Annotated in this window: 21 protein-coding genes; 14 read left to right on the top strand and 7 right to left on the bottom strand. The window is 50.7% G+C overall.

The features are described 5' to 3' along the window. Positions 1–28: 28 nt before the first annotated feature. Entirely contained in the window at positions 29–1903 is a 1875-nt protein-coding gene (locus tag ACN4EG_RS02370) for an ATP-binding protein (protein WP_431627548.1), read from the bottom strand. A 754-nt stretch (positions 1904–2657) separates the two neighbouring features. On the opposite strand from ACN4EG_RS02370, the gene ACN4EG_RS02365 reads away from it, so the two are divergent. The 3 genes from ACN4EG_RS02365 (at position 2658) to ftsZ (ending at position 6202) form a co-directional block, all read left to right on the top strand. Then, entirely contained in the window at positions 2658–3347 is a 690-nt protein-coding gene (locus tag ACN4EG_RS02365) for a response regulator (protein WP_431627547.1), read from the top strand. 365 nt (positions 3348–3712) lie between these two features. Further along, the gene (locus tag ACN4EG_RS02360) at positions 3713–4678 is read left to right on the top strand and encodes a cell division protein FtsQ/DivIB (protein ID WP_431627546.1); all 966 of its coding nucleotides are present in this window, start codon (positions 3713–3715) and stop codon (positions 4676–4678) included. Between the two features lie 408 nt (positions 4679–5086). Beyond that, positions 5087–6202, top strand: coding sequence for a cell division protein FtsZ (gene ftsZ / locus ACN4EG_RS02355; protein WP_431627545.1), 1116 nt, complete (start codon positions 5087–5089; stop codon positions 6200–6202). A gap of 152 nt (positions 6203–6354) precedes the next feature. Here the strand turns inward: ftsZ and ACN4EG_RS02350 are convergent, their stop codons facing one another. Continuing rightward, the gene (locus ACN4EG_RS02350; protein WP_431627544.1) at positions 6355–7593 is read right to left on the bottom strand and encodes a molybdopterin molybdotransferase MoeA; all 1239 of its coding nucleotides are present in this window, start codon (positions 7591–7593) and stop codon (positions 6355–6357) included. A 146-nt stretch (positions 7594–7739) separates the two neighbouring features. Here ACN4EG_RS02350 and rpmG point away from each other — a divergent pair, with 146 nt between their 5' ends. From rpmG to ACN4EG_RS02335, 3 genes are all read left to right on the top strand, one after another. Then, positions 7740–7934, top strand: a complete 195-nt coding sequence (rpmG, locus tag ACN4EG_RS02345; RefSeq protein ID WP_190569816.1) for a 50S ribosomal protein L33 — start codon at positions 7740–7742, stop codon at positions 7932–7934. 184 nt (positions 7935–8118) lie between these two features. Then, entirely contained in the window at positions 8119–8334 is a 216-nt protein-coding gene (gene rpsR / locus ACN4EG_RS02340) for a 30S ribosomal protein S18 (RefSeq protein ID WP_190569818.1), read from the top strand. Positions 8335–8572: 238 nt separating this feature from the next. Further along, complete coding sequence (locus ACN4EG_RS02335) at positions 8573–10603, top strand: ribonuclease catalytic domain-containing protein (protein WP_431627543.1); 2031 nt, start codon at positions 8573–8575, stop codon at positions 10601–10603. 226 nt (positions 10604–10829) lie between these two features. Here the strand turns inward: ACN4EG_RS02335 and ACN4EG_RS02330 are convergent, their stop codons facing one another. Both ACN4EG_RS02330 and ACN4EG_RS02325 read right to left on the bottom strand, forming a co-directional pair. Continuing rightward, complete coding sequence (locus tag ACN4EG_RS02330; protein ID WP_431627542.1) at positions 10830–11312, bottom strand: FHA domain-containing protein; 483 nt, start codon at positions 11310–11312, stop codon at positions 10830–10832. A gap of 466 nt (positions 11313–11778) precedes the next feature. Beyond that, complete coding sequence (locus ACN4EG_RS02325; protein WP_431627541.1) at positions 11779–13191, bottom strand: DUF2079 domain-containing protein; 1413 nt, start codon at positions 13189–13191, stop codon at positions 11779–11781. Between the two features lie 160 nt (positions 13192–13351). Between ACN4EG_RS02325 and plsX the strand changes: the two genes are divergently transcribed. The 7 genes from plsX (at position 13352) to ACN4EG_RS02290 (ending at position 20101) form a co-directional block, all read left to right on the top strand. Next, positions 13352–14389, top strand: a complete 1038-nt coding sequence (gene plsX / locus ACN4EG_RS02320; protein WP_431627540.1) for a phosphate acyltransferase PlsX — start codon at positions 13352–13354, stop codon at positions 14387–14389. A 51-nt stretch (positions 14390–14440) separates the two neighbouring features. Beyond that, complete coding sequence (locus tag ACN4EG_RS02315; protein WP_431627539.1) at positions 14441–15448, top strand: beta-ketoacyl-ACP synthase III; 1008 nt, start codon at positions 14441–14443, stop codon at positions 15446–15448. Between the two features lie 167 nt (positions 15449–15615). Then, a complete protein-coding gene (gene fabD / locus ACN4EG_RS02310; RefSeq protein ID WP_431627538.1) occupies positions 15616–16509 on the top strand; it encodes an ACP S-malonyltransferase in 894 nt (297 codons plus the stop codon). 47 nt (positions 16510–16556) lie between these two features. Next, positions 16557–17228, top strand: coding sequence for a lysophospholipid acyltransferase family protein (locus tag ACN4EG_RS02305; RefSeq protein ID WP_431627537.1), 672 nt, complete (start codon positions 16557–16559; stop codon positions 17226–17228). 319 nt (positions 17229–17547) lie between these two features. Next, positions 17548–17835, top strand: a complete 288-nt coding sequence (locus tag ACN4EG_RS02300; RefSeq protein ID WP_431627536.1) for a DUF2288 domain-containing protein — start codon at positions 17548–17550, stop codon at positions 17833–17835. A gap of 629 nt (positions 17836–18464) precedes the next feature. Next, positions 18465–19256 carry a pseudouridine synthase gene (locus ACN4EG_RS02295; protein WP_431627535.1) on the top strand — a complete coding sequence of 264 codons (792 nt, stop codon included), beginning with the start codon at positions 18465–18467 and terminating at the stop codon, positions 19254–19256. Beyond that, positions 19253–20101: a helix-turn-helix domain-containing protein gene (locus ACN4EG_RS02290; RefSeq protein ID WP_431627534.1), complete on the top strand. Its 849-nt coding sequence runs from the start codon at positions 19253–19255 to the stop codon at positions 20099–20101. Before ACN4EG_RS02295 ends, ACN4EG_RS02290 begins: the two co-directional genes overlap by 4 nt. Before the next feature lie 57 nt (positions 20102–20158). Here ACN4EG_RS02290 and ACN4EG_RS02285 read toward each other — a convergent pair whose 3' ends face one another. Beyond that, the gene (locus tag ACN4EG_RS02285) at positions 20159–21061 is read right to left on the bottom strand and encodes a M23 family metallopeptidase (RefSeq protein ID WP_431627532.1); all 903 of its coding nucleotides are present in this window, start codon (positions 21059–21061) and stop codon (positions 20159–20161) included. A gap of 223 nt (positions 21062–21284) precedes the next feature. Here ACN4EG_RS02285 and ACN4EG_RS02280 point away from each other — a divergent pair, with 223 nt between their 5' ends. Then, positions 21285–22472, top strand: a complete 1188-nt coding sequence (locus tag ACN4EG_RS02280) for an NAD(P)/FAD-dependent oxidoreductase (protein ID WP_431627531.1) — start codon at positions 21285–21287, stop codon at positions 22470–22472. Between the two features lie 112 nt (positions 22473–22584). Here the strand turns inward: ACN4EG_RS02280 and ACN4EG_RS02275 are convergent, their stop codons facing one another. Next, a complete protein-coding gene (locus tag ACN4EG_RS02275) occupies positions 22585–25203 on the bottom strand; it encodes a M1 family aminopeptidase (RefSeq protein WP_431627530.1) in 2619 nt (872 codons plus the stop codon). 479 nt (positions 25204–25682) lie between these two features. After that, positions 25683–26621, bottom strand: coding sequence for an ornithine carbamoyltransferase (gene argF / locus ACN4EG_RS02270; protein ID WP_431627529.1), 939 nt, complete (start codon positions 26619–26621; stop codon positions 25683–25685). Positions 26622–26877 lie beyond the last annotated feature (256 nt).

The raw sequence follows: 26877 nt of genomic DNA, 5'->3' as shown, positions 1-26877 counted from the left end.
GGATCTACCCCTTGCAAGGGAACCATTGCTAGAAATCTGTGCCTTGCATCAGCGGTTGCAGCTTGGCAGGAGGCCGAATGACAACCTCCCGAGGAATTTCAACCTGGAAGGTAGAGCCTTGCCCCAATTGGCTAGTCACGTTAATTTGCCCCCCCATCATTTTCACCAGCCATTTTGTAATCGCTAACCCCAATCCCGTTCCAGCATGGCGACGGGTCACTGTTTGATCAATCTGCCGAAATTCTTCAAAAATGTGGGGAATATTTTCTGCTGCAATGCCAATTCCGGTGTCCTGCACAGTAATTCTTAGCCGATCGAGATGGAGATCTTGCACTTCAACCACAACCCCCCCCGTTTCCGTAAACTTAATCGCATTGGATAGCAAATTGACCAGCACTTGGCGTACCCGTGCCATATCATTGACCACCACAGGCTCCAGTAAGCGGGTGTTAATCTGTAGATTCAATTGCTTTTGATCCGCCAGAGATCGTAATTCTTCGATCGTAGACTGGAGCAATTCGGGCAAGTTGAAAGCCTCTAGTTTCAGTTCTAAGCGACCCGCTTCAATTCGTGACAGATCTAAAATGTCATTGATTAAGGCCAAAAGATGCTTACCATTGTTCAGAATACGACTCACCATGTCCGCTTGCTGCGGCGAAATTTGTTGCTGTTGCCGCAGCAGTAGCTGAGAGAACCCAATGATGGCATTCATGGGAGTCCGTAATTCGTGGGACATCGTAGCCAAAAATTGAGACTTAATTTGCGCCGCTTCCAGCAGCCGCAAGTTTTGCATCTGAATCTGTTGCCGCTGGTTTTCCAGTTCTTGATTTTGTTCGTACAGCACCGTGTTTTGCAGGGCGAGGCGTTCTTCTCGCTCTTCCAACGCGTTGATCAACTGCGCATTGTTCAGGGCGATCGCGGCTTGCTCCCCAAAGGCGATCAACAGCCGTAAATCATCATCATCAAAGGCTTGGGGATTTTCCCAGTTGCCGACGGCCAAAACCCCCAATCGCCCCGCTTGAGCCGATGCGATCGCGACTGTACATAGGGCGGCGGGCGTGTACTCCAAGGGCGTCTGCACATCGATCGCGGGCATTCGACGATCGCGCTTGTGGGTTCGCAGCAATAGGGATTCCCCCGTCAAAAAGACTTGACTTAGTGGGCCTTTTTTCAACGAAAACGTTTCTTGAAGAAAATCACTACGATGCAGTCCAACGGTTGCCGTCAGTTCCAGATCCTGAGTTTGGGCGTTTTGCAGAACAATCAGACCAAATTGCGTATCGGAAATCGCTTCACATACAGCATCAATCATGGCTTGCAATAGCCCTGGCAGGTTCGTTAACCGTTGATTTAACAGATCGGTCAACTGCTGCAGTGTTCGCAGTTGTTGCTGATTACGGCCTAAGGTCAAGACCACCCGATTGCGAATTTTCTCAGCTTCTTGAGCGGACTGAGCTAACCGTTCATTTTCAGCCAAAATTTTTTGGACTTGATGGTGCATCCCTTGCACATGTCCCGCCATTCGATGCAGTCTTACCGCATTCCAGACTCGATGACAGAGGGTTGTGGGGGTCATCTCAGACTGCACTAGATAATCTCCGGCTCCCCGTCCCAGGAGTTTCCAGGCTGTCTCTTGGTTAGCCTCGTGCATCAGCATCACGATCCCAACGGCAAGCCGTTTGAGTTGGATCATATCTAAAAGTAATTGACCGGATCCATCGAGTAATTGTTCATCAATCACTAAGCAATCAAACGGCTCATTTTCTAAGGTCGCGATCGCGATCGCCTGACTCTCTACTTCAACGATCGGTACTCGCATCCCCGCCAATTGCCAAGCTTGGCAAATTGCCATGCGATTAACCGCACTTGCCCCTGCCATGAGCAACTTGAGATTCCCATCCATGGCATCTCACGTATATCTGTTACCACTGCATCGATCACCCCTGCATCCATCACTACCGTCTTGGCTGCCACTATATTGGTTAGTACCGTGTGGGCTGCGACGCATTCGCGTTGCGGAGGATGTCAAGCACCATTATTTCAGGCATTCCCAGTTACTGCTCAAAAAACTAGAGAATAATTCAAAATTCACTGGGTTTATCTCCTAGGGTGGATGTGAGTTTACCCGCTAAATATGAAAGTCTCGAAGATAGCACTCTCCCGGATATCACTAGGTTAAAAGAGCATCCGCTGGTTCTAACCAATGGGTTAGCCTCGATAAACTCGCTGATTCTCCTAAGAGATGAGTGTCCCAAACTACGATCATCAAAGCATCATCATCCAGATAATCGCTGGATTTCATGGGCCTGGATTTTGAGGAGGTCGATCGTTCGAGATTCAACACTAGTTGACTTAACGGCAACGATTCTGCCCTAAATCACGAATTCAGCCTCTCTTTCGGTTAATCTCTAGCAGACTTGTGAAGTTTGCTCTCAATTCCTTCACCCAGAAGGGTGTGGTAGGCGAGAATGAACGGCTACAATTGAGTACCGATAAGTACTTAACCATGATATCAAACGTGTCTGCGTAATCGGAGCTTCAGAACTAGGGCATCTTTAAACTTTTGAAGTAACTGGTTACCACAGTGATGCAGATGGCAGAATTCAGGGCAGTCTTTGGGTAAGTATCCTTATGCAAATGGGTGGAAGTTAACTCTAATGAACGACATTCGAATTGCGCTGATAGAAGACCACGATTTAACTCGTGTTGGAATGCGAACCGCGCTCCAACAGCGATCAGGTTTTCGGGTGATTGGCGAAGCCTCCAATGCAGCAGATGGACTGCGGTTGCTAACCATTGCTAAGCCCGATGTTGCGATCGTGGATATCGGCCTCCCCGATATGGATGGCATCGAGTTAACCAAACGGTTTAAGCAAGCTCAAGTCTCCGAAACTTCGCCCACGAAGATTTTGATCTTGACCCTTCAAGATACGGAAGATGTAGTGATGGCAGCTTTTGCGGCGGGTGCCGACTCCTACTGTATGAAGGATGTCAGCCTTGATCAATTGGTCGAGGCTTTGCGGGTCACCCATGAAGGAAATTCTTGGATTGATCCAGCGATCGCGCGGATTGTCCTGCGTCAGTCTCAACAGACTAGCGTTTCAGCCGTGAATTCAATCCACCTTCCCACTCCAACGGAACCCACAGAGTCCTACCCCCTGACAGAACGGGAGTTAGAAGTCCTGCAACTGATTGTGGATGGTTACAGTAACGCCGCGATCGCCGATAAGCTCTTCATCACCGTCGGTACGGTCAAAACCCACGTCCGCAATATTTTGAATAAATTATGCGCTGACGATCGCACCCAAGCCGCTGTACGGGCTTTACGCTCTGGCATCGTTTGTTAGAAAACCAGTTTGTTAGAAAACCAGTTTGTTAGAAAACCAGCTTGTTAATAAAAACAGGTCAAAACAATTAAGCCCAGGACAAGAGATCATGCAGGATGCAGACATCATCAGAGGTCTGAGTTGGGAGGTTTGACCTAAGTGCTGACAGAGCTTGTTGTATAGCAAACCAGTTGCATAAAAAACTAAATAATCTCAGCCGTGCTATTTCGGCTGACCATGCTTAAATATAGGGGCGAATTTTTCCTGGCAACTGGTTTCTGGTAGCCCGATCGTGCTTCTTAGGTTCACAGACTCTAAATTTACTTCACTGAATCTAAATTCGCAGTGCAGATCGCAGTTTTGCTCATGCTCCTTCTCAATACACCATGGCTGGCATTGCTCCTGTTTCTCGGCATGAACTTTCTCAACGACGGCAACAACTGCGGCGACAACGGCGTAACCGCATCCTGACAATGTCTTGGCGATCGCTGGTGGTTTTGGGAATAGCCGGCACCTTAGTTTGGGCAGTGACTCAGCCCAATTGGGTCATCCGGAATGCAGCCCAAGTCAAGATTGAAGGCAACCAGTTCCTCGCAGCCAACACAATACGTTCTCTCTTGCCAATCAACTATCCCGAGTCCCTCAGCAAGGTGCAACCTGCCAAAATTGCAGAAACCTTGAAGGACAAAGCGCCCATTGCTGAGGTCAGTGTGGAACGTCATCTGTTTCCGCCTGGATTGACAGTGCGTATCCGTGAACGCAAGCCCGTGGCCCAAGCTTGGTTAACCCTACCCCCTCAAGGGAAATCCAGCCCAGCCTCCCGCCGCAATGGCGATGAGACAACAAATCCTGCACCGACCAATTCCGCATCAGCTTCCAACGAAGGTAGTCCTTCCAGCCCTAGCAATTCCTCAGAAGCTTCCTCAAAAAGAGCGGGAAGCAGCAAACCCTCTGGCTTGCTGGATGAAAATGGGCGATGGATCCCCTTAGAAAGTTATGCAGCGGTTGAACAGAATCTCCAATTACCGCCCCTCAAAGTCATTGGGAATCCTGATACGTATCGCCCTCACTGGGATCGCTTCTATCCCATGATCAGCCGTAGTCCTGTCACCGTGCAGGCCATTGATTGGCAAAATCCTGGGAATTTAATTCTGACGACTGAAATTGGCGTTGTACACCTCGGAGCCTACGGGAATCAGTTCGCCAACCAGATTCGAGTCCTCGATCGTGTGCGCGAGCTTCCTCGCAACAAAACCGCTAGTTCCATGGAGTATCTCGATTTGCGGAACCCCAATACACCTATCTTGAAACTGCGAGGTACAACAAACTCCGGAAAAATTAGTACCCCATAGCGATCGAACTGTGGCAGAATTTCCCGTAATCTCATGGCACAATTAAACCGAACTTGATGGCGAATCGACGGTTTTGCTGTTGAAGATTTAGTAGAATTGGTGTTCCGGTTAGCCAGTTACCCCCTGGTGATGCGGTGCTACCTGGAGTCAAAAAATTGTTTATAAGTTCCGCCCGTAGTTCCAATGACGCTTAACAATGAGTCAAATTCCACTCCACTGATCCTCAACAAGTCGCTTGAGCAAGATCAGATTCGTTCCCATGAGGACATAGACTCCCATGAGGACGGAGTCTCGAAGTTTGCGTCGGTAGGGGATAGCTCCAACTCTCTCCGCAGTATCAGTTCATCCAGTAATTCAGGGGGAAATGTCAACGTGGTGCCCGGAGAGGAATTAAGGAGTGGTGACATCGTGCCCAGCAGTATTGCCAGAATTAAAGTAATTGGCGTTGGCGGGAGTGGCGGTAATGCTGTCAATCGAATGATCGCCAGTGAAGTAACTGGAGTTGAATTTTGGTCAATTAATACTGACGCCCAAGCTTTGACCCAATCTTCTGCCCAAAAACGACTGCAAATTGGTCAAAAACTTACCCGAGGGTTAGGTGCCGGAGGGAATCCCGCGATCGGGCAGAAGGCCGCCGAAGAGTCTCGGGATGAAATCGCAGCGGCCCTAGAAGGGTCTGACCTCGTTTTTATTACAGCGGGCATGGGGGGCGGTACAGGCACTGGAGCGGCCCCGATCGTCGCCGAAGTGGCCAAGGAGATTGGAGCACTGACCGTTGGCGTCGTAACCCGTCCATTTACCTTTGAAGGGCGGCGGCGCACCAATCAAGCGGAAGAGGGACTCGCAGCGTTGCAAGGGCGAGTGGATACCCTCATCATCATTCCCAACGATAAATTGCTATCCGTCATTTCGGAATCAACCCCCGTGCAAGAAGCCTTCCGCACTGCCGATGATGTGCTACGCCAAGGGGTACAAGGGATTTCTGATATCATCACCATTCCGGGGCTGGTTAACGTAGACTTTGCCGATGTCCGAGCTGTCATGGCCGACGCGGGATCCGCCTTGATGGGGATCGGAATTGGCTCCGGCAAATCTCGGGCCCGAGAAGCCGCGATGGCAGCCATCTCTTCGCCGTTGCTGGAAGCCTCGATCGATGGGGCACGGGGCGTCGTCTTCAACATTACCGGCGGCCATGATCTCACTCTCCATGAGGTGAACGCTGCTGCTGAGATCATTTACGAAGTGGTTGATCCCAATGCCAACATCATCTTTGGCGCGGTGATTGACGAGCGCATGCAAGGCGAAGTTCGGATTACGGTGATTGCGACGGGATTCTCCGGTGAAACCCAAGCCCAAGCAGCCGCTCGACCTACGACAGCTCCAAAGCGTTCGATCGCGAAACCTGAAACCAATGCGGGGGGATTGCCCTTGCCCGAACCCCGACAATCTAAACCTACCCCACCCACACCAGGGGGGTTAGACATTCCTGAGTTTCTCCAACGTCGCCGTCCGCCTCGGGGCTAGGAAAAGCACGCAGGGTCAACACAACTGCGTTTCCCAGTTTTCTGTTCTGGTTTCAGGCACCCTAGAGGGTGCCTTTTTTGTTGATCTGCTCTTTTTTGTTGATCTGCTGAAGGGGTGGAGGCTGTTTTTCCCCACCCCCAAATGCGTCTGTCTCAGACAATGCTCTGCATTAATAACACCTGTACGTTTTGCCCTGCCGCGATCGCCGTTGTGCCAATGGGGATCATCGCGAGGCCGTTGCAGCCCGCCAAGTTAATCAAATTACCCGAATTATGCCCCCCGGCAGCGGCAGAAAAGCAAAGCTCGCCTGCTTGGAACGTTACTTGCCCCCAAAGGTAGGACTCACGTTTACCATCGGCCTTGAGATCTCCGCCTGTTTTGGCCGTAATGAAATTAGGTTGCCAGCCAGTTGAGAGCCCCGATCGCTTTTTCAACGCAGGCTGGACAAACCGCAGGAATGTGACCAGAGCGGATACGGGATTGCCCGGAAGGCCAAAATAGAGCTTGTTAGGCAGGGTGGCAAAGGTGAGGGGCTTACCCGGTTTGACCGCGATCGATCGAATCTGAATCGTAGCCCCCAGTTCCTCCAAAATCCTATCGACATAGTCATGATCGCCGACGGAGACCCCTCCAGAGGAAATAACCATATCCGCTTGGGCGATCGCCGTTTCCATGGCTACTTTCAAAGCATCGGGATCATCGGGCACAATACCTAACCGCAGCACCTCCGCTCCCGACTGTTGCACCAATGCAGCTAAAGCATATTGGTTAGAATCCACAATTTGTCCCGGCTGCAAGGGTTGCTCCGGGGTCACCAGTTCATCCCCAGTGGAGAGAATCGCCACCTTGGGACGACGGTAAACTGGCACCTGAGTACATTGCACAGCTGCGAGAACCGCAATTTCCGCTGCCCCTAGACGAGTTCCCGCAGCTAGCAAGGGTTGCCCTGCTTGGTAAAAACTGCCCCGCCGCCGGACGAATTCTCCCCGTTGCTGCGGAACAGATAGGATTGTTACTCGCCTGTCCTGACGCTGGGTATGCTCCTGCATGACGATCGTATCGGCTCCCAACGGTAACATCGCTCCGGTAAAAATGCGGGCAGCTTGTCCAGGTTGCAGCGTCTGCTGGGGTGCTCCCCCCGCAGGAATGTCTTCGATTACCTCTAGTACGACTTCACGATCGGCCTGCGCGGTTACCACATCGTCATAGCGCACTGCGTAACCGTCCATTGCAGAATTATCCCAATGGGGAAAATCTAATTCACTGCTCACTGGAGTTGCCAGCACCCGATCGACGGCTTCGACCAACGACACAAATTCAACCGCGATCGCAGCATCTGGCGCTAGAACTGTTTGAAAAATTAACGACTCAGCCGTTTCCACTGACAACATAGGCCACACAAGATTAGACAACAGACCCCTAGAAAATATTCATCTAAAACAGACAAAACCTTGTTTAGATTACTTTCAAACTAGACCTTCCTGTGAAATAATGGTTATTTGTGTCTGAATAAATACCAGCCCTTAGGTTGTGAATCATGGCTAAAAACAAAGGCGTAAGAATCATCATTACGCTGGAGTGTACGGAATGCCGTACCAATCCAGATAAGCGTTCTGCAGGGGTGTCCCGTTACACCACGATGAAGAATCGTCGGAACACCACCAGCCGGCTAGAACTCAAGAAGTTCTGCCCCCACTGCAACAAGCATACCGTTCACCGCGAAATTAAGTAGTTGTGAGATTAGTCGTCCTAAGTGCTCTCGAAGCAAACTTGACGATTAGAGATTCGCAAAACTAGCGAACTCTCGGATTTGATCCACAAGTTCTCCTGGCAAATCCTTTGGAAGTTTTGAGGGAGCAATCGCTCCAAACAAAACTCAGAATCTCCGTTCTGTCCAATTCATCGAGTGAAACACCATGGCTTATTTTCGTCGTCGCATTTCTCCCATTAAACCGGGCGACCCGATCGATTACAAAGATGTAGACCTGCTGCGGAAGTTTATTACAGAGCGCGGTAAAATTTTGCCCCGGCGCATCACAGGATTAACCGCTAAACAGCAGCGAGATCTGACGGTTGCCATCAAGCGAGCTAGAATTTTGGCATTGCTGCCCTTCATCAACCAAGAAGGCTAAGCGAGTCTTAGGCATAGATCGGAGGGGTGATGGGAGCGATCGAACAGTCCATCATCCCTCGTCCTGTTTATAGCCTCGGTCATTGCCTTCGACTGTTACTCCGATTGTCTAAGCGTATTGCTTATAAGCGCATCGCTTGCTCAACACATTTGTTATATGCATTCCAACCCACAATTCACCGGGACTGTTCGGGTTCGGTTGCTCAAGTCGTATATGCTCGCCTGGATGAAGCCCTCCTATGGAAAAGGGAACGCTGATTGAATTTGTTGTGAACGGAGAACGCCGACTTGCAGTGATCGATCGCCCAGAAGGCAAAAAGCATTGGGTCGTGATCGATGAACGAGGTCAAGCTTCGACCATCCATCCACGTCAGATTGAATATACAGTGAGCGGTCAGACGTTTAAACCGACCGAAATTGCCGCCTTTTCTCAGCAAGTTCGGTCTACCTTAGATCCTTCGAGTTTAGAAGTGGCGTGGGAACTGCTAGTGGAAGAGGGCGAATCTACCGATCCAGTAGCCTTGGCCACGTTATTGTTCTCCTCCACTGAGCCAGAATTTTGCTACACGGCCCATCTTCTCCTGGCAGAAGATCGTCTCTACTTCAAGCAGAAGGGCGATCGCTACGAACCTCGCCCCGCCAATCAAGTTGCAGAAATTCAGCGACAAATTCAGATTGCAAACCAACGCCAGCAGGAATGGGAAGGATTTTTGGTGCGGTTACAGCAAGCAATGGCTGGAAACAGTGCTGAAGATTGGCAACCGAGCGATCGGCCCAGATTAGATGCCTTAGAAAAATTTGCGGCCTTCGGCGATGAAGCCCCCAATCGAAGCGCTGCGATCGAAGTTTTAGCTGCCCTCAAACGTCCTGAAACGGCGCAAGGTGCATTTCGGCTTCTGGTTGAATTAGGATTATGGAGTCCCCACGAAAACCTTTTCCTACGCCATAGTCAAATTCCTACTCACTTTCCGCCAAAGGTTCTAGAGTTGTCACATCAGTACCTCCTTTCCCCGCCGCAAGACTTACATTCCGAACGGTTGGATCTCACCCACCTGAAGGTTTATACGATCGATGATGAAAGTACGCGCGAAATTGATGATGGTCTGAGTGTGGAGTATCTACCCAATGGGAGTGAGCGGGTTTGGATCCATATTGCTGATCCAACTCGTTGGTTACTGCCCGGTGATCCGTTGGATCTAGAAGCCCGTCGTCGAAGCACAACCCTTTACTTGCCTACGGGCATGATCTCCATGTTTCCAACGGAACTGGCGACGGGCCCTATGAGTCTAAATGCAGGAGTCATTTGTTGTGCCCTGAGTTTCGGCGTTTTGCTAGATGTCAATGGTGCAGTCCAAGATTTCAGCATCCACGCCAGCCACATCAAAATTACCTATCGCCTCACCTATGCGGATGTGGACGAGATGCTGGAATTGGGAGTGACGGCAGAACCAGAGCTGGAAACCCTGGCAAAGTGGGCTAAGCAACGGCAACTTTGGCGACAGTCCCAGGGGGCTATTAGCATCAACATGCCAGAATCCACCATCAAAGTTGAAAATGATGGGGAAGAAATTATTATTCAGGTACTGGACGATCGCTTCTCCCGGCAGCTCGTGGCAGAAATGATGATTTTGGCAGGAGAAGTGGCTGCTCGCTACGGTCAAGCCCATAACCTGCCGCTGTTATTCCGCAACCAACCGCAACCGGAACTCCCTTCCGACGAAGAACTATTGCAAGTTCCAGCAGGGCCTGCTCGAGCCTGTGCGCTTCGTCGCTGCATGCCTCGGAGTGAATTGAGCGTTACGCCCTCTCGCCATGCCAGTTTAGGACTGGATACCTATACACAGGTCACTTCACCGATCCGACGCTACAGTGATTTGCTGGCTCACTTCCAAATCAAGGCCCATCTGCGAGGAGAATCCCTACCATTTTCTGTGGAACAAATGCAGGATCTAGTCTTGAGCATTGCCAGCAATGTGCAAGAGGCAGCCTTGGTTGAGCGGCAAACCAATCGCTACTGGGGATTGGAGTATCTCCGGCGCAACACCCACGAAATCTGGTCTGCCCTCATGCTACGCTGGCTCCGCGAACATGAAGGGTTGTGCTTAGTTCTGCTGGAAGATTTGGGACTGGAACTGGCGATGCGCTTGAACCGCACGATCGAACTGGGCGATCGCTTTCAGGTTAAAGTGCTTAGATCAGATCCTCGGGAAGATATGATCCAACTTCAGGAAGTTTCTGGAATAGAAGCTACACAGATAGCAGCAGGTTAGCCTGCTTCAGGATTAACTTAACTCGATCAGACCCCTTAGCATTGGGCCCCTGAGCATCAGGATACTGAGTATCAGATACTGAGTATGGATCTCAGGGCACTGAGTCTCGAGAAACTAGGTCTCGGGAGACTGAGTTGTTAATTCTGCCAATATGATCAACGAACGCTCAGTCGCCTGGAATATTCTGTCGAATAGAAAGCCTTCGCGGGAAATTCACAACAGACCACTAGCGAGGGTTCATAAAAAACTCAGCCCGCAGATGACACAGCGTCAAAATATCGCCATCTTTGATAGGGTATCGCTTCAGCACAGCCAGACGCTGTTGATTGAGGAATGTGCCATTACTACTGCCCACATCCATCACATAGAACCCATACTGAGGGTCATGGCTGATAACAGCATGGCAGCGGGAAATCGATCGATCGGGTACCACGATCGCGCAATTGCGGCTGCGACCAATGAGCCAGGTGGAACCAACATCCGTAACCTGAGTTTCTCCCATAGTGGGCAGATTAGTAGTCAGAAAGGCACGATGCTCAATCCGAGTAGCTTGGATGTAATAGGAGTAGCGAAGTTCAGAAGCTAGCGGCTGGTCGTGATCGCCTTCTTCTCCAATGTAGGTCGCAGATTTCTCTAAAGTAGAAATCTCTTCGTTTAAGAGGTTCGGTACTTTAAGAATTGAAGCTGGAAGCGACTGGGCTTCTGGCACGTACCCCTCCTGCGAGGACTCTAAATTTAACATTTCTTCTCCGTCCCAATGCATTTGCAGTGAAACACAATTGTCAACATTCAGGCGTTAACTTTCGAGTGTCAACTTTCAGGTTCTTTACGCTAGAGACTTCATCTCTGAAGACTTCATCCCTGACGATGGTGTAGCAGTTGGCAAATGCAGCCTTTAAACTGTAGACCTTTGCCTTGAGAACTAACCTCCATCCCAAGAAGGGGACTTACAGTTAGTCAAAATCCCAGAAAAGGTCAATCACCTATTCAAGTGGTATTTTTCTCACTCTCAGAGTAAACACTAATTGCCCTGAGCATGACAACCGTAGGGCCGGGGTTCTTTGCGAAAGCTTCATATCAACGCTAGAGAGGTTCGCACATCCTTCAGGCGGGTTCCCAATCATGTCCGTAATTATTCGAAATTTATAGTTACTTTAGACACATGAAAGTTAGGACTAATCCGGAAAATTACGGATAAAAAGATAAACATCATTGTGAGTATCGTTTTGAATCAAGAGAGGTCGCAAGGAGTGATTCTTTTGAACCTGTTGGAGAAGGAACTGGGCATAGTGTCGATCGCTACCAAAGCCAGGATGTTTTAAGTTCAATAGCACCGCATCAAAACGATCGACCTGCAACGTCCGATCGCCCTTAGTAAAGTCAATTTGGGCCCGATGGGTCAGGTGGGGCACGATGTCATGGGTAGTCAGAACCGATGCCTGAGGTGGAATTTGAGCCATGGCAGCTTGCACTGCCGCTGAGGTATCCAAACGATCGAGGAATTTCCAGCCAAAGTAGCTATATTTCGCCAAACAGAGGAATCCAAAGAGCGACCAAGCAATAATCCAGCGAGGTTTCCGCAGCAGGATAGGGCGATCGACCGCTAGGCAGGCAATTCCGGCAAGAAGTAAGAACGGCAGGATCGGCAGAGAATACTGATGAACTAAATCCCGTTGGGCAGGCGAACTCGACAGAATGTTAATGATTAAATTCGGCAAGCCTACGATCGTCGGCGCGAGGAATCGTGGCGTCAAAGCCCAAAACAACGGTAAGAGCAGCAGCGCTAGGTAGCCGATCGTTTCGCCGGAAAAAATGCGACCCAAGACTAAACCGGGCTGTAGAAATAGATTGGCAATCACTTCCGGCAGAGAATCCCCCAAAAAGGCATAGCGTCTCACCGCTTCCACGCCATCCGGTCGGAAATAGGGAATCAAAATTTGCGTGACAAAAATAAACCAGCCGAGCCCCCAAGCGATCGCGATCGCACCTGCCCGCCGCCGTTTTTCAAATAGCCAAAGCCAAACGCCCATCGCCGCAACGGTAATGGAAAGCGCATCCCGGCACCCTAAAATCACCACTAGGCAGGCCGCAAACAACCAAAGGCGATCGGCTCGGGCAGCCCACACTGCCAGCAAGATCAGTGGCAACGCAATGACTTCAGGGTGGAAGTCAAATAAGTTCAGATTAAACACCAAGGGATAGAGCCCGTAGGCCAGCACGATCGCCCAGGATTTTGCCTCACTTAATCCCGCCTGCCGCGCGACGAACCAAGTGGCGAGATGACCTAGAGATAGGGAAAGCGCTTGGATCGCCAACAGCCAATAAACCGAGGGAACGATGCGATAGAGAAGTGAGATCGGGTAGAGGATCCAATCACCATGACCGCCTAGAAAGTGATAGCCCCAAAAGGACACGATCGGCGGTTGGCCTTGGCTAATTAAATAAGCCGCCTGGTCAAAATAGCCCAGATCAAACGCCCCCGACTGAAACAGAGAATGGCGCAAACTGCTGCAACAGAAAAGACCGATCGTGCTGACAACCGTCAGAAGAATGAGTTTTTTTGGAAGAGTAATAGTCTTAGGCCCCATGAATCCCCTATGCTATTGGTGCTTTACTTGGAGAGCTTTTGAATATCTCGGCCAAATTCTTAGTTCTTGACCGACTTGGTTGATGACCTACTGGGTTTGTGCCCTATATGTTGGGAAGTCCTTCTGGTAAAATTCTTTAGGTTTTTATCACTATTCACCAATGGGATCAACGCGGGTACGAATCGCAATTGACGCGATGGGTGGTGATCATGCTCCGGCGGAAATCGTCGCGGGCGCTTTGAAAGCCCAGGAAGCTTGGGATGTCGATGTGCTACTGGTGGGCGACCCCCAGGAACTTGAAGCGTGTTTGGCAAACCACACCTATAGCCGGAAACCAGAGATCGTGCCTGCCGAAGGGGTGGTCGAGATGTCGGAGGAACCGGGTCGTGCCCTACGGCGAAAACCCAAGGCTTCGATCAATGTTTCCATGAATTTGGTCAAATCGGGGCAGGCGGATGCCGTCTTTTCTGCGGGGCACTCTGGGGCAGCCATGGCGGCAGCACTACTACGCCTAGGCCGTTTACCAGGGATTGATCGACCTGCGATCGGGGCCGTCTTTCCCACCATGATTCCCAATAAACCTGTCATCGTTTTAGATGTCGGGGCCAATGTTGATTGTCGCCCAAAATATCTAGAGCAATTTGCCCTGATGGGAACAGTCTATGCCCAGTATGTGATGGGAAACCCCGAACCTCGAGTGGGTTTGCTGAACATTGGCGAAGAAGATTCCAAGGGCAATGAAGTCGCTTTAGCAGCCAATCAATTACTGCGAGACAATCCCCACATTCCTTTCATCGGCAATGCCGAAGGACGGGATGTACTCTCCGGGCAGTTTGATGTTGTAGTCTGTGATGGCTTTGTGGGCAATGTTCTCTTGAAGTTTGCCGAAGCAGTGGGCGATATTCTCCTGCAAATTCTCAAGGAAGAATTGCCTCGCGGGAAGCGTGGTAAGCTGGGAACCGCCATTCTTCGCCATAACCTTCGACGCATTAAGCAGCGCATCGACCACGCCGAGCATGGTGGTGCTTTGTTGCTCGGCGTAGCTGGCATCTGCATTATCGGCCATGGCAGCTCTAAAGCAGGTACGGTTTGTAGTGCCATTCGCCTTGCCAAAGAAGCGGTGGAGAATCAGGTTTTGGAGCGTATTCGTTCCAGCTACGAAGAAACGGTTGTACCCGCGATCGCTGAAAATTCCTAGGGCCTATCCTAGGGCACAACCGATTCTCCCATCAGCACATATCCCGTCAGCATGGAGACAACAACATTGGAACGGGTTGGACTTGCAATTACTGGCTGTGGTTCTGCATCCCCCGCAGCATCCCTGGATAACGATGGCTTGAGTCAGGTCGTTGAAACGTCCGATGAATGGATTGCCACTCGCACAGGCATTCGCCAGCGGTGCTTAGCAGATCCCAATTATTCCCTAGCCCAATTGGGGGCTGAAGCGGCAACCAAAGCCTTGGACATGGCTGGGGTGGCTCCAGGGGAGGTTGATTTGCTTCTCTTAGCCACCTCAACGCCCGACGATTTGTTCGGAACCGCATCGGTGATTCAAGCGCGCTTGGGGGCAACCCGTGCTGTGTCCTTTGATTTGACGGCAGCCTGTTCGGGATTTGTGTTTGGCTTGGTGACAGCAGCGCAGTTCATTCGCACAGGCGCTTATCGCAATGTCGTGTTGATCGGGGCCGATATTTTGTCACGCTGGGTGGACTGGAGCGATCGGCGAACCTGTGTCCTGTTTGGCGATGGAGCCGGGGCAGTGGTCATCCAAGCAGATACCGTCGATCGCTTATTGGGCTTTGAACTCCACAGTGATGGCAGCCAAAATGCCTGCTTAAATTTGGCCTACCAAGGCGAGGCCAAGCCCCTCACCGAAGAAGTGACGATCGCCCAGGGCGGCTATCGCCCCATCACCATGAATGGGCAGGAAGTCTATAAATTTGCCGTGCGCAAAGTGCCGGAAGTCATGGAAAAAACCTGTTTCCATGCTGGACTGGATACGGCAGATATCGATTGGGTGGTGATGCACCAAGCCAACCAGCGAATTTTAGATGCGGTGGCCGATCGGCTCTCCATTCCCCGCGAAAAAGTCATTAGCAATCTAGCCAAGTATGGCAATACCTCCGCCGCTTCCATTCCCCTAGCCCTGGATGAAGCGGTACGGGATGGCAGAATTCAGCCCGGAGACAAAATCGCAATGTCCGGTTTTGGGGCTGGTTTGACTTGGGGAGCCGCGATCGTCCAGTGGGGTAAATAAACCCCGATTGAGGCGAGTCACGGTTTCTCCTTGACTTTGCGAAGGGGACACGATCGGTTTGAAAGTTTCCCAATCGCCATTTACCTAATCCACAATCAGTAACGTTGCGCACTGCAACGTTGACCGCTAGCACCGTTAACCATTTGTTCACAACATCAGTTAAAGCCATGACTAAAACCGCGTGGGTGTTTCCTGGCCAAGGTTCACAGGCCGTTGGGATGGGAATGGATTTGTTGGATATTCCCGCCGCCAAAGCCAGATTTGAAGCGGCAAGCGAAATTTTGGGCTGGTCAGTCATCGATCGTATCCAAGGGGATGAAGCTGAACTCTCCAAAACGCTGTATACCCAGCCCTGCCTGTACATTGTTGAAACCATTCTGGCCGATCGCCTCAAATTGGCAGGAGAAAAACCGGATTTAGTCGCGGGGCACAGCCTGGGAGAATATTCTGCCCTTTACGCGGCGGATGTGTTTAGCTTTGAAACGGGCCTGCAGTTGATCCAAACCCGATCGCAACTAATGGACAGTGCCTCCGATGGCCAAATGGCAGCACTCCTAGGGTTTAATCGCGAGCAACTGGAAACCGCGATCGGTAAAACGGAAGGGGTTGTTCTAGCCAATGACAACAACGATGGCCAAGTCGTGATTTCAGGCACCCCTACCGCCGTGGATGCAGTAATTGCCTCGGTCAAGTGCAAACGAGCGGTCAAACTGAATGTTAGCGGAGCTTTCCACTCGCCCTTAATGGCCGATGCCGCCGCGCAATTTAACCAGGCTTTAGACGAGATCGCCTTCCAAGATACCACCGTCCCTGTGCTGTCCAATACCGACCCCACTCCCAGCACCGATGGAACCGTCCTCAAAGCACGCTTGAGCAAACAGATGACGGGTTCTGTGCGGTGGCGAGAAATTTCTCTGCAACTGCCCCAGGAAGGGATTACCCGAGTGGTCGAGGTTGGCCCTGGTAAAGTCCTCGTCGGCATCATCAAGCGCACCTGCGGCGATCTCACCTTTGCCACAGTGGGAACTGCTGAAGATTTAGCTGCTAGTGCCTTGGCCTAACCCCCCCTTAATTCCTCTCGTTGCTCCTCCTCTGGGTAGCTTTTCCCATGTCTGACAGTCTTTCTCCCCCTCAATCGATCCAAGTTCCCGATCGCGAGCCTTTGATTAGCCTCATGCTTTACCACTTGTTCAAGTGGTCGGTGGTCAGTCCAGTGCTGCACACTTACTTTCGGGGACGGATCTATGGGGCACAGAACGTTCCCAAACGGGGACGGCTGTTAGTGGTGAGTAACCATGCCAGCGACTTTGATCCGCCGATCGTGTCTAACTGCGTGGGGCGACCCGTTGCGTTTATGGCCAAGGAGGAGCTTTTTCGGGTACCTGTACTCAAACAGGCGATCCAAGCCTATGGAGCCTATCCGGTCAAACGCGGTTCCGCCGATCGCTCTGCCATGAAATCGGCCATTGCTTCGATCGAAAAAGGTTGGGCCACAGGAATTTTTCTGGATGGCACGCGAACTCGGGATGGCCGCATTCAAGACCCCAAGATCGGGGCCGCTTGGATTGCCGCTAAAACCCAGGCTCCCATTCTGCCCGTCTGCCTTTGGGGCAGTCATGAGATTTTTCAATTGGAATCCGCTTGGCCCCGATCGGTTCCGCTAACGATTCGGATTGGAGAAATTATTTTGCCGCCCACGAGCACCGATCGGGCCGAATTAGAGACAGTAACACAGCAATGTGCAGCCGTGATCAATTGTCTCCATGACTTAGGACGCTAAGAAGATCTAAGGCTATCTGGATTTAAGACCTCCCAGGGAACTCAATTCCTGACAAAGGGGCCTGTAAAGCAATACCCCTAGATTCTCGGTTCGTTCTTACTCAGTCACACCCCCTTATTGGGGGCCATGACTGATTTAATTTTCTAATCAATCTCAATCATTGCGCTAATCATTCCCTTTAACGATTAGCTTCATTAATTGATCAAAATCATTTCAATCATCATTCCAGCATTACAGTTTGAAATCTAGTTCCTATTTTTCTTGATAAATTTCTTATCTATTACCCAAGCTTTTCTACCTATCTATTGACGAGGTATTTATGGCGACCCTACGAGAAGAACTGACTGAATCGATCGATGAAGCCGAGTGGGCTTGGCTAGCTCCCCATCTGGCCCGAGATGTGGTGATTGTGGTGACGGGGGGGCTGAGCTTGGTTGAGGTGGGCTTAGCGATCGCCCAGGATGATTCCATTGCCGTTGGACGCTGGGTTACGGAGCAACTTCTGACTAAACCCTCTCTAGAGCAATTAGAAACCTGGCCACAAACCAAGCGTTTTCAAGCGCTCATTGTTCAACCCTACGTACTTGTTCAAGAAATTTCTAGTTGAAACTTTAGTGTCATTGGATACGAACTTCAATCAACCCATTGCCCAAAATAACAAAGCATCCTTTGGAGGTTCATAGCTTAGATCAACGATCGCATCTTGGGTACAAGCGAAAACGTTACTTGAAGATAAAGGGAGGAGGTTAGTATCTAGTGTGACTTTAGGTTATGAGATTGGGTATTGCGCATGACTTTGGGAATCCTAGGGTTGTTCGCTATGATAGATTGGCACAGTCAAGCATTGAAGATCACCCAAAATTGTTGTGTCGGCCCACTAGTTTACCAAGTTTGAACAGAGTAGCTCTCAGTTTGGATAGAGAATAATTGCAACGGGGATGAGAAAATCTAAAAGATTCGATGGATTTTCTCAAAACTCTCCAGATAAGGAAGATATTCCGCTAATATTTTGTAGGAATCTGTGCTACTTACTGGTGCTGTTATCCATAACGATTGCATCATTGCAAGTTACTATTTACCCCAGTCATACTGAGTTGCCAAACTCACATCCAATTTTTAACCCGTCGTTTTACCTCCCTAGTTTTTACCCCTAGTCAGTTCTCAAACTTCCCATGGTTAGTTTACTGAGATCCCTTAAAAACCTTCTTGTTTGTTCGTTGAGATGACGCACTCGCCATGGCAGAGCGGTTACAGAAATTACTATCTCAATGGGGAGTCGCCTCCCGCAGACAGGCTGAACAGATGGTTCTGGAAGGTCGAGTTCGGGTCAATGGCAAAGTGGCTCAGTTAGGGCAAAAGGCTGATCCCACCCTCGATCGTATTCAAGTCGATGGTCAGTTATTACAGCCCATTCAACGCCCCCAATTGCTCTACTTTCTCTTGAATAAGCCGATCGGGGTTGTCTCGACCTGTTGGGATCCTCAGAAACGGCCTACTGTTTTAAGTCTGCTACCTAACGACTTGCAGAGTGGCCAAGGAATCCATCCAGTGGGACGGCTAGACACTCAATCCACAGGCGCTTTGATTTTGACGAACGACGGCGAGTTAACCTTTGGGTTAACCCATCCCAGTCATCAAATTCCCAAAACCTACGAAGTGTGGGTAGAAGGACATCCGTCATCAAATTGCTTGCGACGGTGGCGCGAGGGAATTATGTTGGAAGGACGCAAAACTTTACCTGCTAAAGTGGAAGTTCGGAAACAGCGTTCCGATCGCACGCTCCTACAAGTGATTTTGTCGGAGGGTCGCAATCGCCAAATCCGTAAAGTTGCTGATCTCCTAGGACATCCCGTGATTCATCTGCATCGGGTGGCGATCGGAACAATCACCTTAGATTCACCGGCCCAGCCCCCCCTGTCTCCCGGACAGTATCGATCTCTCACGGAAGCTGAAATTCTTTTCTTACAACGCCAACTTCACTTACTATCGATTAGGGCGACAGCCACGAGCAAGGAGCAGAGGTTATGAGGAAGCAAGTCCTCCAAGCAGCAAAACAACAGCAGGCCGAGAAGCTGGCAGAGCTGGGGACACGCTTAAGTCATGCAAGATTGCAGCGCGAAATGAGTCTGGATGATGTGGCTGCAAGAACCCACATTCAGGTACGTTTGCTGCTAGCGATCGAAGAAGGACGTCTATCAGATCTTCCTGAACCCGTTTATGTTCAGAGTTTCATTCGCCAATTTGGCAATGCGGTAGGACTAAATGGAGTTCACTTAGCCAGTGAATTTTCGACCACTCCAGTCGTTTTACCCCAACGCCTTAATTTGGGATGGCTCCCGTTTGGACAACTGCGGCCTGCCCATCTTTACTTGGTTTACTTGGCCTTGGTAGTCGGGGCAGTGCAGGGATTGTCCTACCTGATGAATCAGTCTTCTAGCCAGCCACAGCTCACCGCTGAAAGCCTGCAAAAATTTAAAGAAAGTCTCCCTGTATCTCCAGTCCCCATGGGGCCTAGTTTGGGGGCACGCGCTGCCAATCCAACAGCTACCAGCTCGATCGCCCCCGATGCGGCAGGTAAGCCAGTTCGGGTCGGATTAGTTTTCAAGGATCAATCGTGGATCCGAATTTCAGTCGATGGTAAACAAGAATTTGAAGGGGTGTTGCCCCAAGGGACCGCTCGCACCTGGGCTGCCGAAAAGCAAGTGGTTGTCCGAGCAGGCAATGCTGGTGGCGTAATGGCTGCGTTCAATGAAGGACAAGCCAAGCCTCTAGGTGAGCCTGGAACGGTGCAGGAAGTCGCGTTTCCCCCCGATCCTAAGTTAGCCACATTACCCGTGGGAACCATAGCTGCTGGTGATAGTTTAGGGTTCTAAGGCAATGCTCGTAATAGCGTAGGTGGCTAACCATTTCTGGTTAGCCACTTTGCTTTGCTAGTTAAACCCGGTTTCTCGCCAGGGTACAGGATCGATCGATTGACCTTGGACATACAAGCCCCAGTGGAGGTGGGGGCCAGTGGCAGCTCCCGTACTCCCCAAAGTCCCGATCGTTTGGCCCGCTTTGACAAAATCCCCTTCTTTCACCTTGATTTTGCTGAGGTGGAGATAAATACTGGTGACGCCTTGGCCATGATCCAGGCCAATCACATTACCATGCACTTTAAAGCCATCTTTTTCATAGCCAATCAAAGCGACTTTGCCATCCGCTGGAGCAATCACCGCCGAACCCGAATTACCGGCATAATCTACGCCACGATGATAATAGTCATTGGCAAAGACGCCATTGTAGTAGCGGCGCACACCATAGCCAGTCGTTACAGGCCCATTATTGGGACGCAGAAATTTGCCATTCCACAATTTTTTGGGCGAGACGATTTTTTTGAACGCATCGACCCGATCGTATTCCCAATCACTCACATTGCCATCCTGTCCCGGCGGCAGCCAAATGCGTTGGGTCGGGAACGATCGATTTTTCAAGTTCACAGCTAGAACCTGCGTCTCTCCCACCGCTTCCACCTGAATCTTACGCTGACCGGGCTTATCCAACGGCGTGGTTGGCAGCAGAGCTCGCATCTGTCCGTTCCCCAGGTCAAAAGCAGGGAAAGCTTGGTCATTCATACGAACAATGGTACTCTCCGTAACCCCCGGCACCACAACTGATAGCGTATCTCCCAAAATCGGATTATTCGGTGTAACCGAAGCTTGGAAAGCAATCGATGGCTGAGCAATCACGATCGCGGAGATCATTCCAAGCAACGCCAGCAGACTGAGCATCAGACGCCCAGCTTGCCGCGAAGGCGATCGCAGGTATAAAACACGGGATCTGACAAATTTCATAGGCGCAAACTTCATGGGCAGGGACTCCTGTGAGGAAAACGAATCCATCCAACGATAAACACCTCCCAACTATAAACATCCAACGATGAATCGGGAGATCAATTTAGAGCAAACACCCCATCTCTGTTTCACTTCTTTTTCACGGGTAAAATCTCTGGTTCGGGATCGTTCAAGAGAGAGGTTAATGGCATGATGGGTAAGGTCTTTTTGTCATGCTGAATCCATGTCCTACGATGCGATCGTGATTGGTGGAGGGATTACAGGAGCAGCTCTAAGCTATGAGCTCGCCAATCAAGGAATCCAAGTCCTTCTAATCGAGCAATATCCAGATCTGCAAGGTGCAACCCGACAAAGCTATGGTGGCATTGCCTACTGGGCAGGGGATACCGAACTCACCCAAACACTCTGTGGTGAGGGCATTGCGATTCATCGTCAGCTATCAGAGGAATTAGAAGCCCCAACGGAGTTTCAGGAGAGGGCGTTACTGATGCCGATCGCACCGGATCAGGATCTTCCCCAATTGCTAGCTAGCTATGCAACCTACGCAATTCAGCCAGCCGTCCTAACGCCTCAAGAAGCCCAAGAACGAGAACCTTTGCTCGCGATCGACCCCATGATTGCAGCCTTTGAACTTCCCCATGCCCAAGTGCATCCCGTCAAAGCGAGCCAAGCTTACCGATCGGCAATGGTACGGCGGGGCGGAGCTTACAAAATTGCCCAAGTCGATCGCGTGGAAATCCATGGAACGGGAGTATCGGTTATCACAGCGGGGGAGACTTTCCAAGCGGACAATGCCTTGATTTGCGCAGGTTCCTTCAGTCGCCAGCTTTTACGACATTCGGGAATCCATTTGCCACAATATTTCAGCTATGCCGAGTCGATCGAACTGCCGCCCAGTGGCCTACAACTTCGGACGATCGTCATGGCTCCGGACATCAAACGATTTGGCCTTGAAGCCCAAGCCAGTACGGCAGAGTTGGATCATTTCTGGGACGAAGCTGATCACCAACTGTCGCCACCCATTTTGGACGCAGGTGCAATCCAATTTTTAGATGGAACCATTCGCATCGGTCAAATTAGCCGAACAATTACCACAATCACCCATCCGTTCAATGCTTTGCCTAGGGTAGATTCCTCAACTAGCGAACAAATCATTCGGGACGGGGTGCGCAAGATGCTCCCCACGATCGCCGACTTACCGGGAACTTGGAATGTTTGCACCGTGGCCTTTAGCCGAGATCATTTACCTCTCATTGGCCCAATCACAGAGACTCCTAGGATCCAGCTCTTTTCTGGTTTTAGTAATCCGTTGGTATTGGTTCCCCCCCTAGCGCGTCGCTTTGCCCAGACGTTTGGCAGCCAGCCCGATCCGCTGGTCGCCCGTCTATCGCCCCAGCGATTTAGCCCGTGAACAAATTCAGGCGGCAGCGCTAACACTAATGTCAGTTGCAACAATTCTGTCGCAAACATCGGTCTGCAACGATCGCGCATCATCACGAGCCCATCGAATTTTCCTGTGCCGATTAATCTGCTTGCGGCGCAGCAACTGGCGTGTTTTTGGCCTCCAGGGCAGCGAGGCGACTTTTGAGGTCTTGATTTTCCCGTTTGATTTGCTCGAGGTCATCTCGCAGTTGTTTCACCGATGGATCGGTACCCACTCGTTCCTGCACAGCTTGGATGGCTTCTTCCGCCATGCGGCGTAGCCGACCGTCTGCCGTTTGTTGCAACAGACCTTGGAGAATGCCGATCGCGCGAAGTGTCTGCATTTGTTCCAAGGCCACAATTACAGCCCCTCGGGTCAGGAAAAACGATTCGCGAAGAATGTCCTGAAGGCGATCGAGAATGCGATCCACATTCGCGCTAGTTTGGCCGAGGGAAATTGCACCCAAAGCGCGAATTGCGGCCAAGCGCAGGGATTGGGAAACCCCTAAGGCGGTACACTCCAGCAAAAGATCGAGGGCCGCAGCAGATTGTTTCATGCGACTCAGGGCTTGGACGGCTCCAATTGGCACCACATCATTCCACCCTTGGCGCGTTGTCAGCACCGATCGTAACAGGTCTAATACCTCTCCTTCTGGAGGCGCATCGGCGAAACCGGAGGCCGCGATCGTCCCCAAACTCGCGATCGCAGCCGCTTCCGTGTAATAGCTGGCATCCCCAGCAGCAACACAGGACTTCAGAATTTGGTAAGTAGCCGGAGTTTTGACCTGTGCCAGAGTTTCGATGACAGCTTTACGAACTTGAGCAACGGGATCCTGCAAGCCAGGAACTAAGGCATCGACCACCTGATCGAGATTGATGTAGCCGAGGCTACGAGCAACCTCGACCCGAACTCCCCAGAAGGGATCCTCAGTCAGGGCAGTGGCGAGGGCTTTGACCGCTTCCAGACCCTCTTTTTTGCCCAGCGATCGCGCCGCATAAATCCGGGAGATCGGATCGGGATCGTGTTGGAGTTGCGCTTTCAGTTCTGGCAACGGATAGTCCAGTTGCACCGTTTTTAGGAAAGCGTTTCCAACATCAAAGCGCACAAAATCTGGTTTTTTCGCCAATGGGAAATAGAAACTTTGTTCCCGTTCCTGAATCCGGACTGTGAATGTTTGGGGGAATGTTTGATGCGTGAAATCTTGGCGCGCGCCCTTCTGCCAGCCAAACCCGATCGGAATTTTCAGATCAAATAAGCCGTCGGTTTCCCCCTCGCTGACCTGTGTTTGGAGAACTGTCAATTTAGCGAGGTTGCTATCGCCATCCCAGCTATAGGTCACTTTATAGTCTGGGTGACCGCCGCGATAGACATATTGGTCAAACAGGAACAGCAGATTACGCCCCGTAGCTTTTTCGATCGCCCGCAAGAGATCTACCGTTTCCACAGTGCGGTGGGCATGGTCTTGCAAGAAGGTCGCGATCGTCTTGCAAAACAACGCATCGCCCAACTCGGCCCGAATCATGTGATAGACACAGGAGCCTTTTTCATAAATGTGGCGATCGTAGAGTTCGATCGCTTCTCGATAGACATGGGTCACCAGCGGTCGCCGATAGCGGGAAGCATCCTCGTCAAGATATTCCGCCGCTTGCCCCAGAAGATAGTAGCGTCCTACGTCATCTCCATAGGCGTGGCCAAGCCAAAGCACCTCCGCATAGGACGCCATTCCCTCTTTAATCCAGGCATGGGACCAATGTTTAATAACCGCCAGATCGCCAAACCATTGGTGAGCCAGTTCATGGGCAACTAAGGTTTCACTGTAGAAATTATCGATCGCAGCCCGTTCATCCAACAAGCAGCGATCGGTTAGCAGGGTCATGGAGGTGTTTTCCATGCCACCAAAAATATAGTCATCTACGCAAACCTGGGCGTATTTGCTGTATGGGTAGGGATAGCCGTAGGTTTGGCTAAAGAATTCCAGCATTTCCGGCGTTTTGCCCATGGTCAACCGTGCTGCGGATTCTTGCCCCTTTTCCACATAATAGGTCACCGGTTTGCCTTGCCATTCAGCCCGCAGTTCAGCAAAATCTCCCACCGCGATCGCCATGAGATAGGTGGGATGAATTTCCTGCTGTAGCCAGTGGTAAACCTTCGTTGCTTGTTTTTCCTCAATAGAAATTAATTCTCCATTGGAAACCACCCGATAGGGTTTAGGCACTTCAACTCGTATTTCTGAACTGGCGAGTTGGCCGGGATAATCAAAACAGGGAAACCAATAGCGGGAATCCTCATCTTCACCCTGGGTCCAAGCCTGCACAGGTTTATGGGGATAGGAGTCATTCGGTGCGACAAAATACAGCCCCCGCTGAGGGTTTTGCAAGGCGTAGTGGATTTCTAGCTCGATCGGCGTTTCAGCCTGTGTTTCCGGATGCAGCTGAATCTGGATTTGTTTACCGTCGTATTCAAAAGATTGAGTCTTGCCATCCACCTGCACAGACTGAATTTGCAAATCGACTGCATCCAGAGTCAGCCCGGTCAGACCGCTGCGAATAGGCACCAATTTAATTTTGCACAGCCCATAACAACTGCGTTGAGCCAGATCCAAGACCAAGTCTAAAAAGATGTGGTGAACTTGCCCAGGCCGATCGGGCGTGTATTGGGGCCGTGCCCCTGGTAATTCAAAGCGACGGTGATTCTGAGTATCCAAACCGAGGTTCATCATAAAATAAAGTCATTTAGATAAATTCAGAGAACTTTCCCACAGACATCTCAGCGAGATATCCAGCCACTGAAACAAGCCACTGAAACAAGCCACTGAAACAAGCCACTGAAAAAAATAGATAGACAAACTGATAACGGATTGACACCATCGCTCTCAACGAGCATAGGAATGAAGTTTGTAAATTTCCTAGGGACAATGCCACTTGATCCCCCCTCAGTCCCCCTCCAATGATGTTGGAGATTATTCAGCACCGCCCTGCGAACGCGCAACTTAGACAAACCGTCGAGAACAAGCTGTCCAAGACAATTTGCTCGCAATCTTGCGAACCGCTATCGCACGAACCTGTCAGGATTGACTCACTGGGCGAGATCTCTCCATGAAGATCCTAATTGAGAGCAAACTCAGTTGAGATGGGCCTTGACGGCAGTTCACGGGACTGCAAACAGCTTCCAGATCAGGGTTCCCTACACTGCCCCAAACTAGACCAACCCAAATAGGCTAGCCAACAATGCCTTTTGAGCATGCATCCGATTTTCCGCCTGATCCCACAACCGAGATTGGGGGCCTTCCATGACTTCGTGGGTAATTTCTTCCCCCCGGTGGGCCGGTAGGCAGTGTAGGACGATCGCGCTGGGATCCGCTTGCTTCAACAGCGCCTCATTGATCTGGAACGGCTGAAAAATAGGAATTCGCGAGTCAGCCTCAGCTTCTTGTCCCATACTGGCCCAGACATCGGTGTAGAGGACATGGGCACCTGTGACTGCGGCGATCGGGTCTTGGGTCAATACAACCTTCGATCGCCCCGCTGCCAGAGCCTCTGCTCGTTGGACAATTTCTGGAGCAGGTTGATAGTCCGCCGGGGTCGCAATCCGAATATTCATGCCCACAGAAGCGCAGCCTAATAAAAGAGAATGGGCCACATTGTTGCCATCCCCCAGATAGGTCAGCGTCAGACCAGATAACGTGCCAAAGGCTTCCTGAATGGTTTGCAAATCCGCCAAGATCTGACAGGGATGTTCTAGATCCGTCAGCGCATTAATGATGGGAATATTGGCATACCGGGCGAAAATATCGAGATCGGCTTGGGCAAAGGTTCGAATGGCAATCGCATCAAGGTAGCGATCGAGAACCCGCGCCGTATCTTCTAGGGGTTCGCCTCGGCCAATTTGCGTCACATTCACATTCAGATCCAAGACCTGCCCACCCAGTTGAAACATCGCAGTGGAAAAGCTGACGCGCGTTCGGGTTGAGGCTTTGTAAAACAGCAGACCTAGGGTGGGAATTTTTCCTTGGAAACGAGGATTGATCGTTCCCGTCTTTAGCGCGATCGCGAGATTGACCACAGCCTGAATCTCGACTGGACTGAGATCCGCCAAACTCAAAATATCCCGACCTTTTAAACCACTTAAGCTACCCATTCCCCACCTCGGTAGACTGCATTCACACTCAAAATCAACAGATTAACAAACCAGCTAACAGGCAATCGCAATCTGAACCAGCAATCTCAGCCGGCAATCAAATTCTCAGGTCATCCAACTAACAGGCAATCAACAGGTTCAGTCTCCCTCAGAGCCACTGACTTGGGGATGCAACACGAGACCTAGTCAAAAAATTAAAAACAAAAATGCCCCAGCCATAACGGTAAGGGCATTCATTTATATTACGCAGAAAGCA

The organism is Alkalinema pantanalense CENA528 (assembly GCF_050753345.1).
Lineage (GTDB): Bacteria > Cyanobacteriota > Cyanobacteriia > Leptolyngbyales > Leptolyngbyaceae > Alkalinema > Alkalinema pantanalense.
Note: the sequence above shows the minus strand (reverse complement) of the source record. Positions and strands in the feature narration are given on the sequence as shown.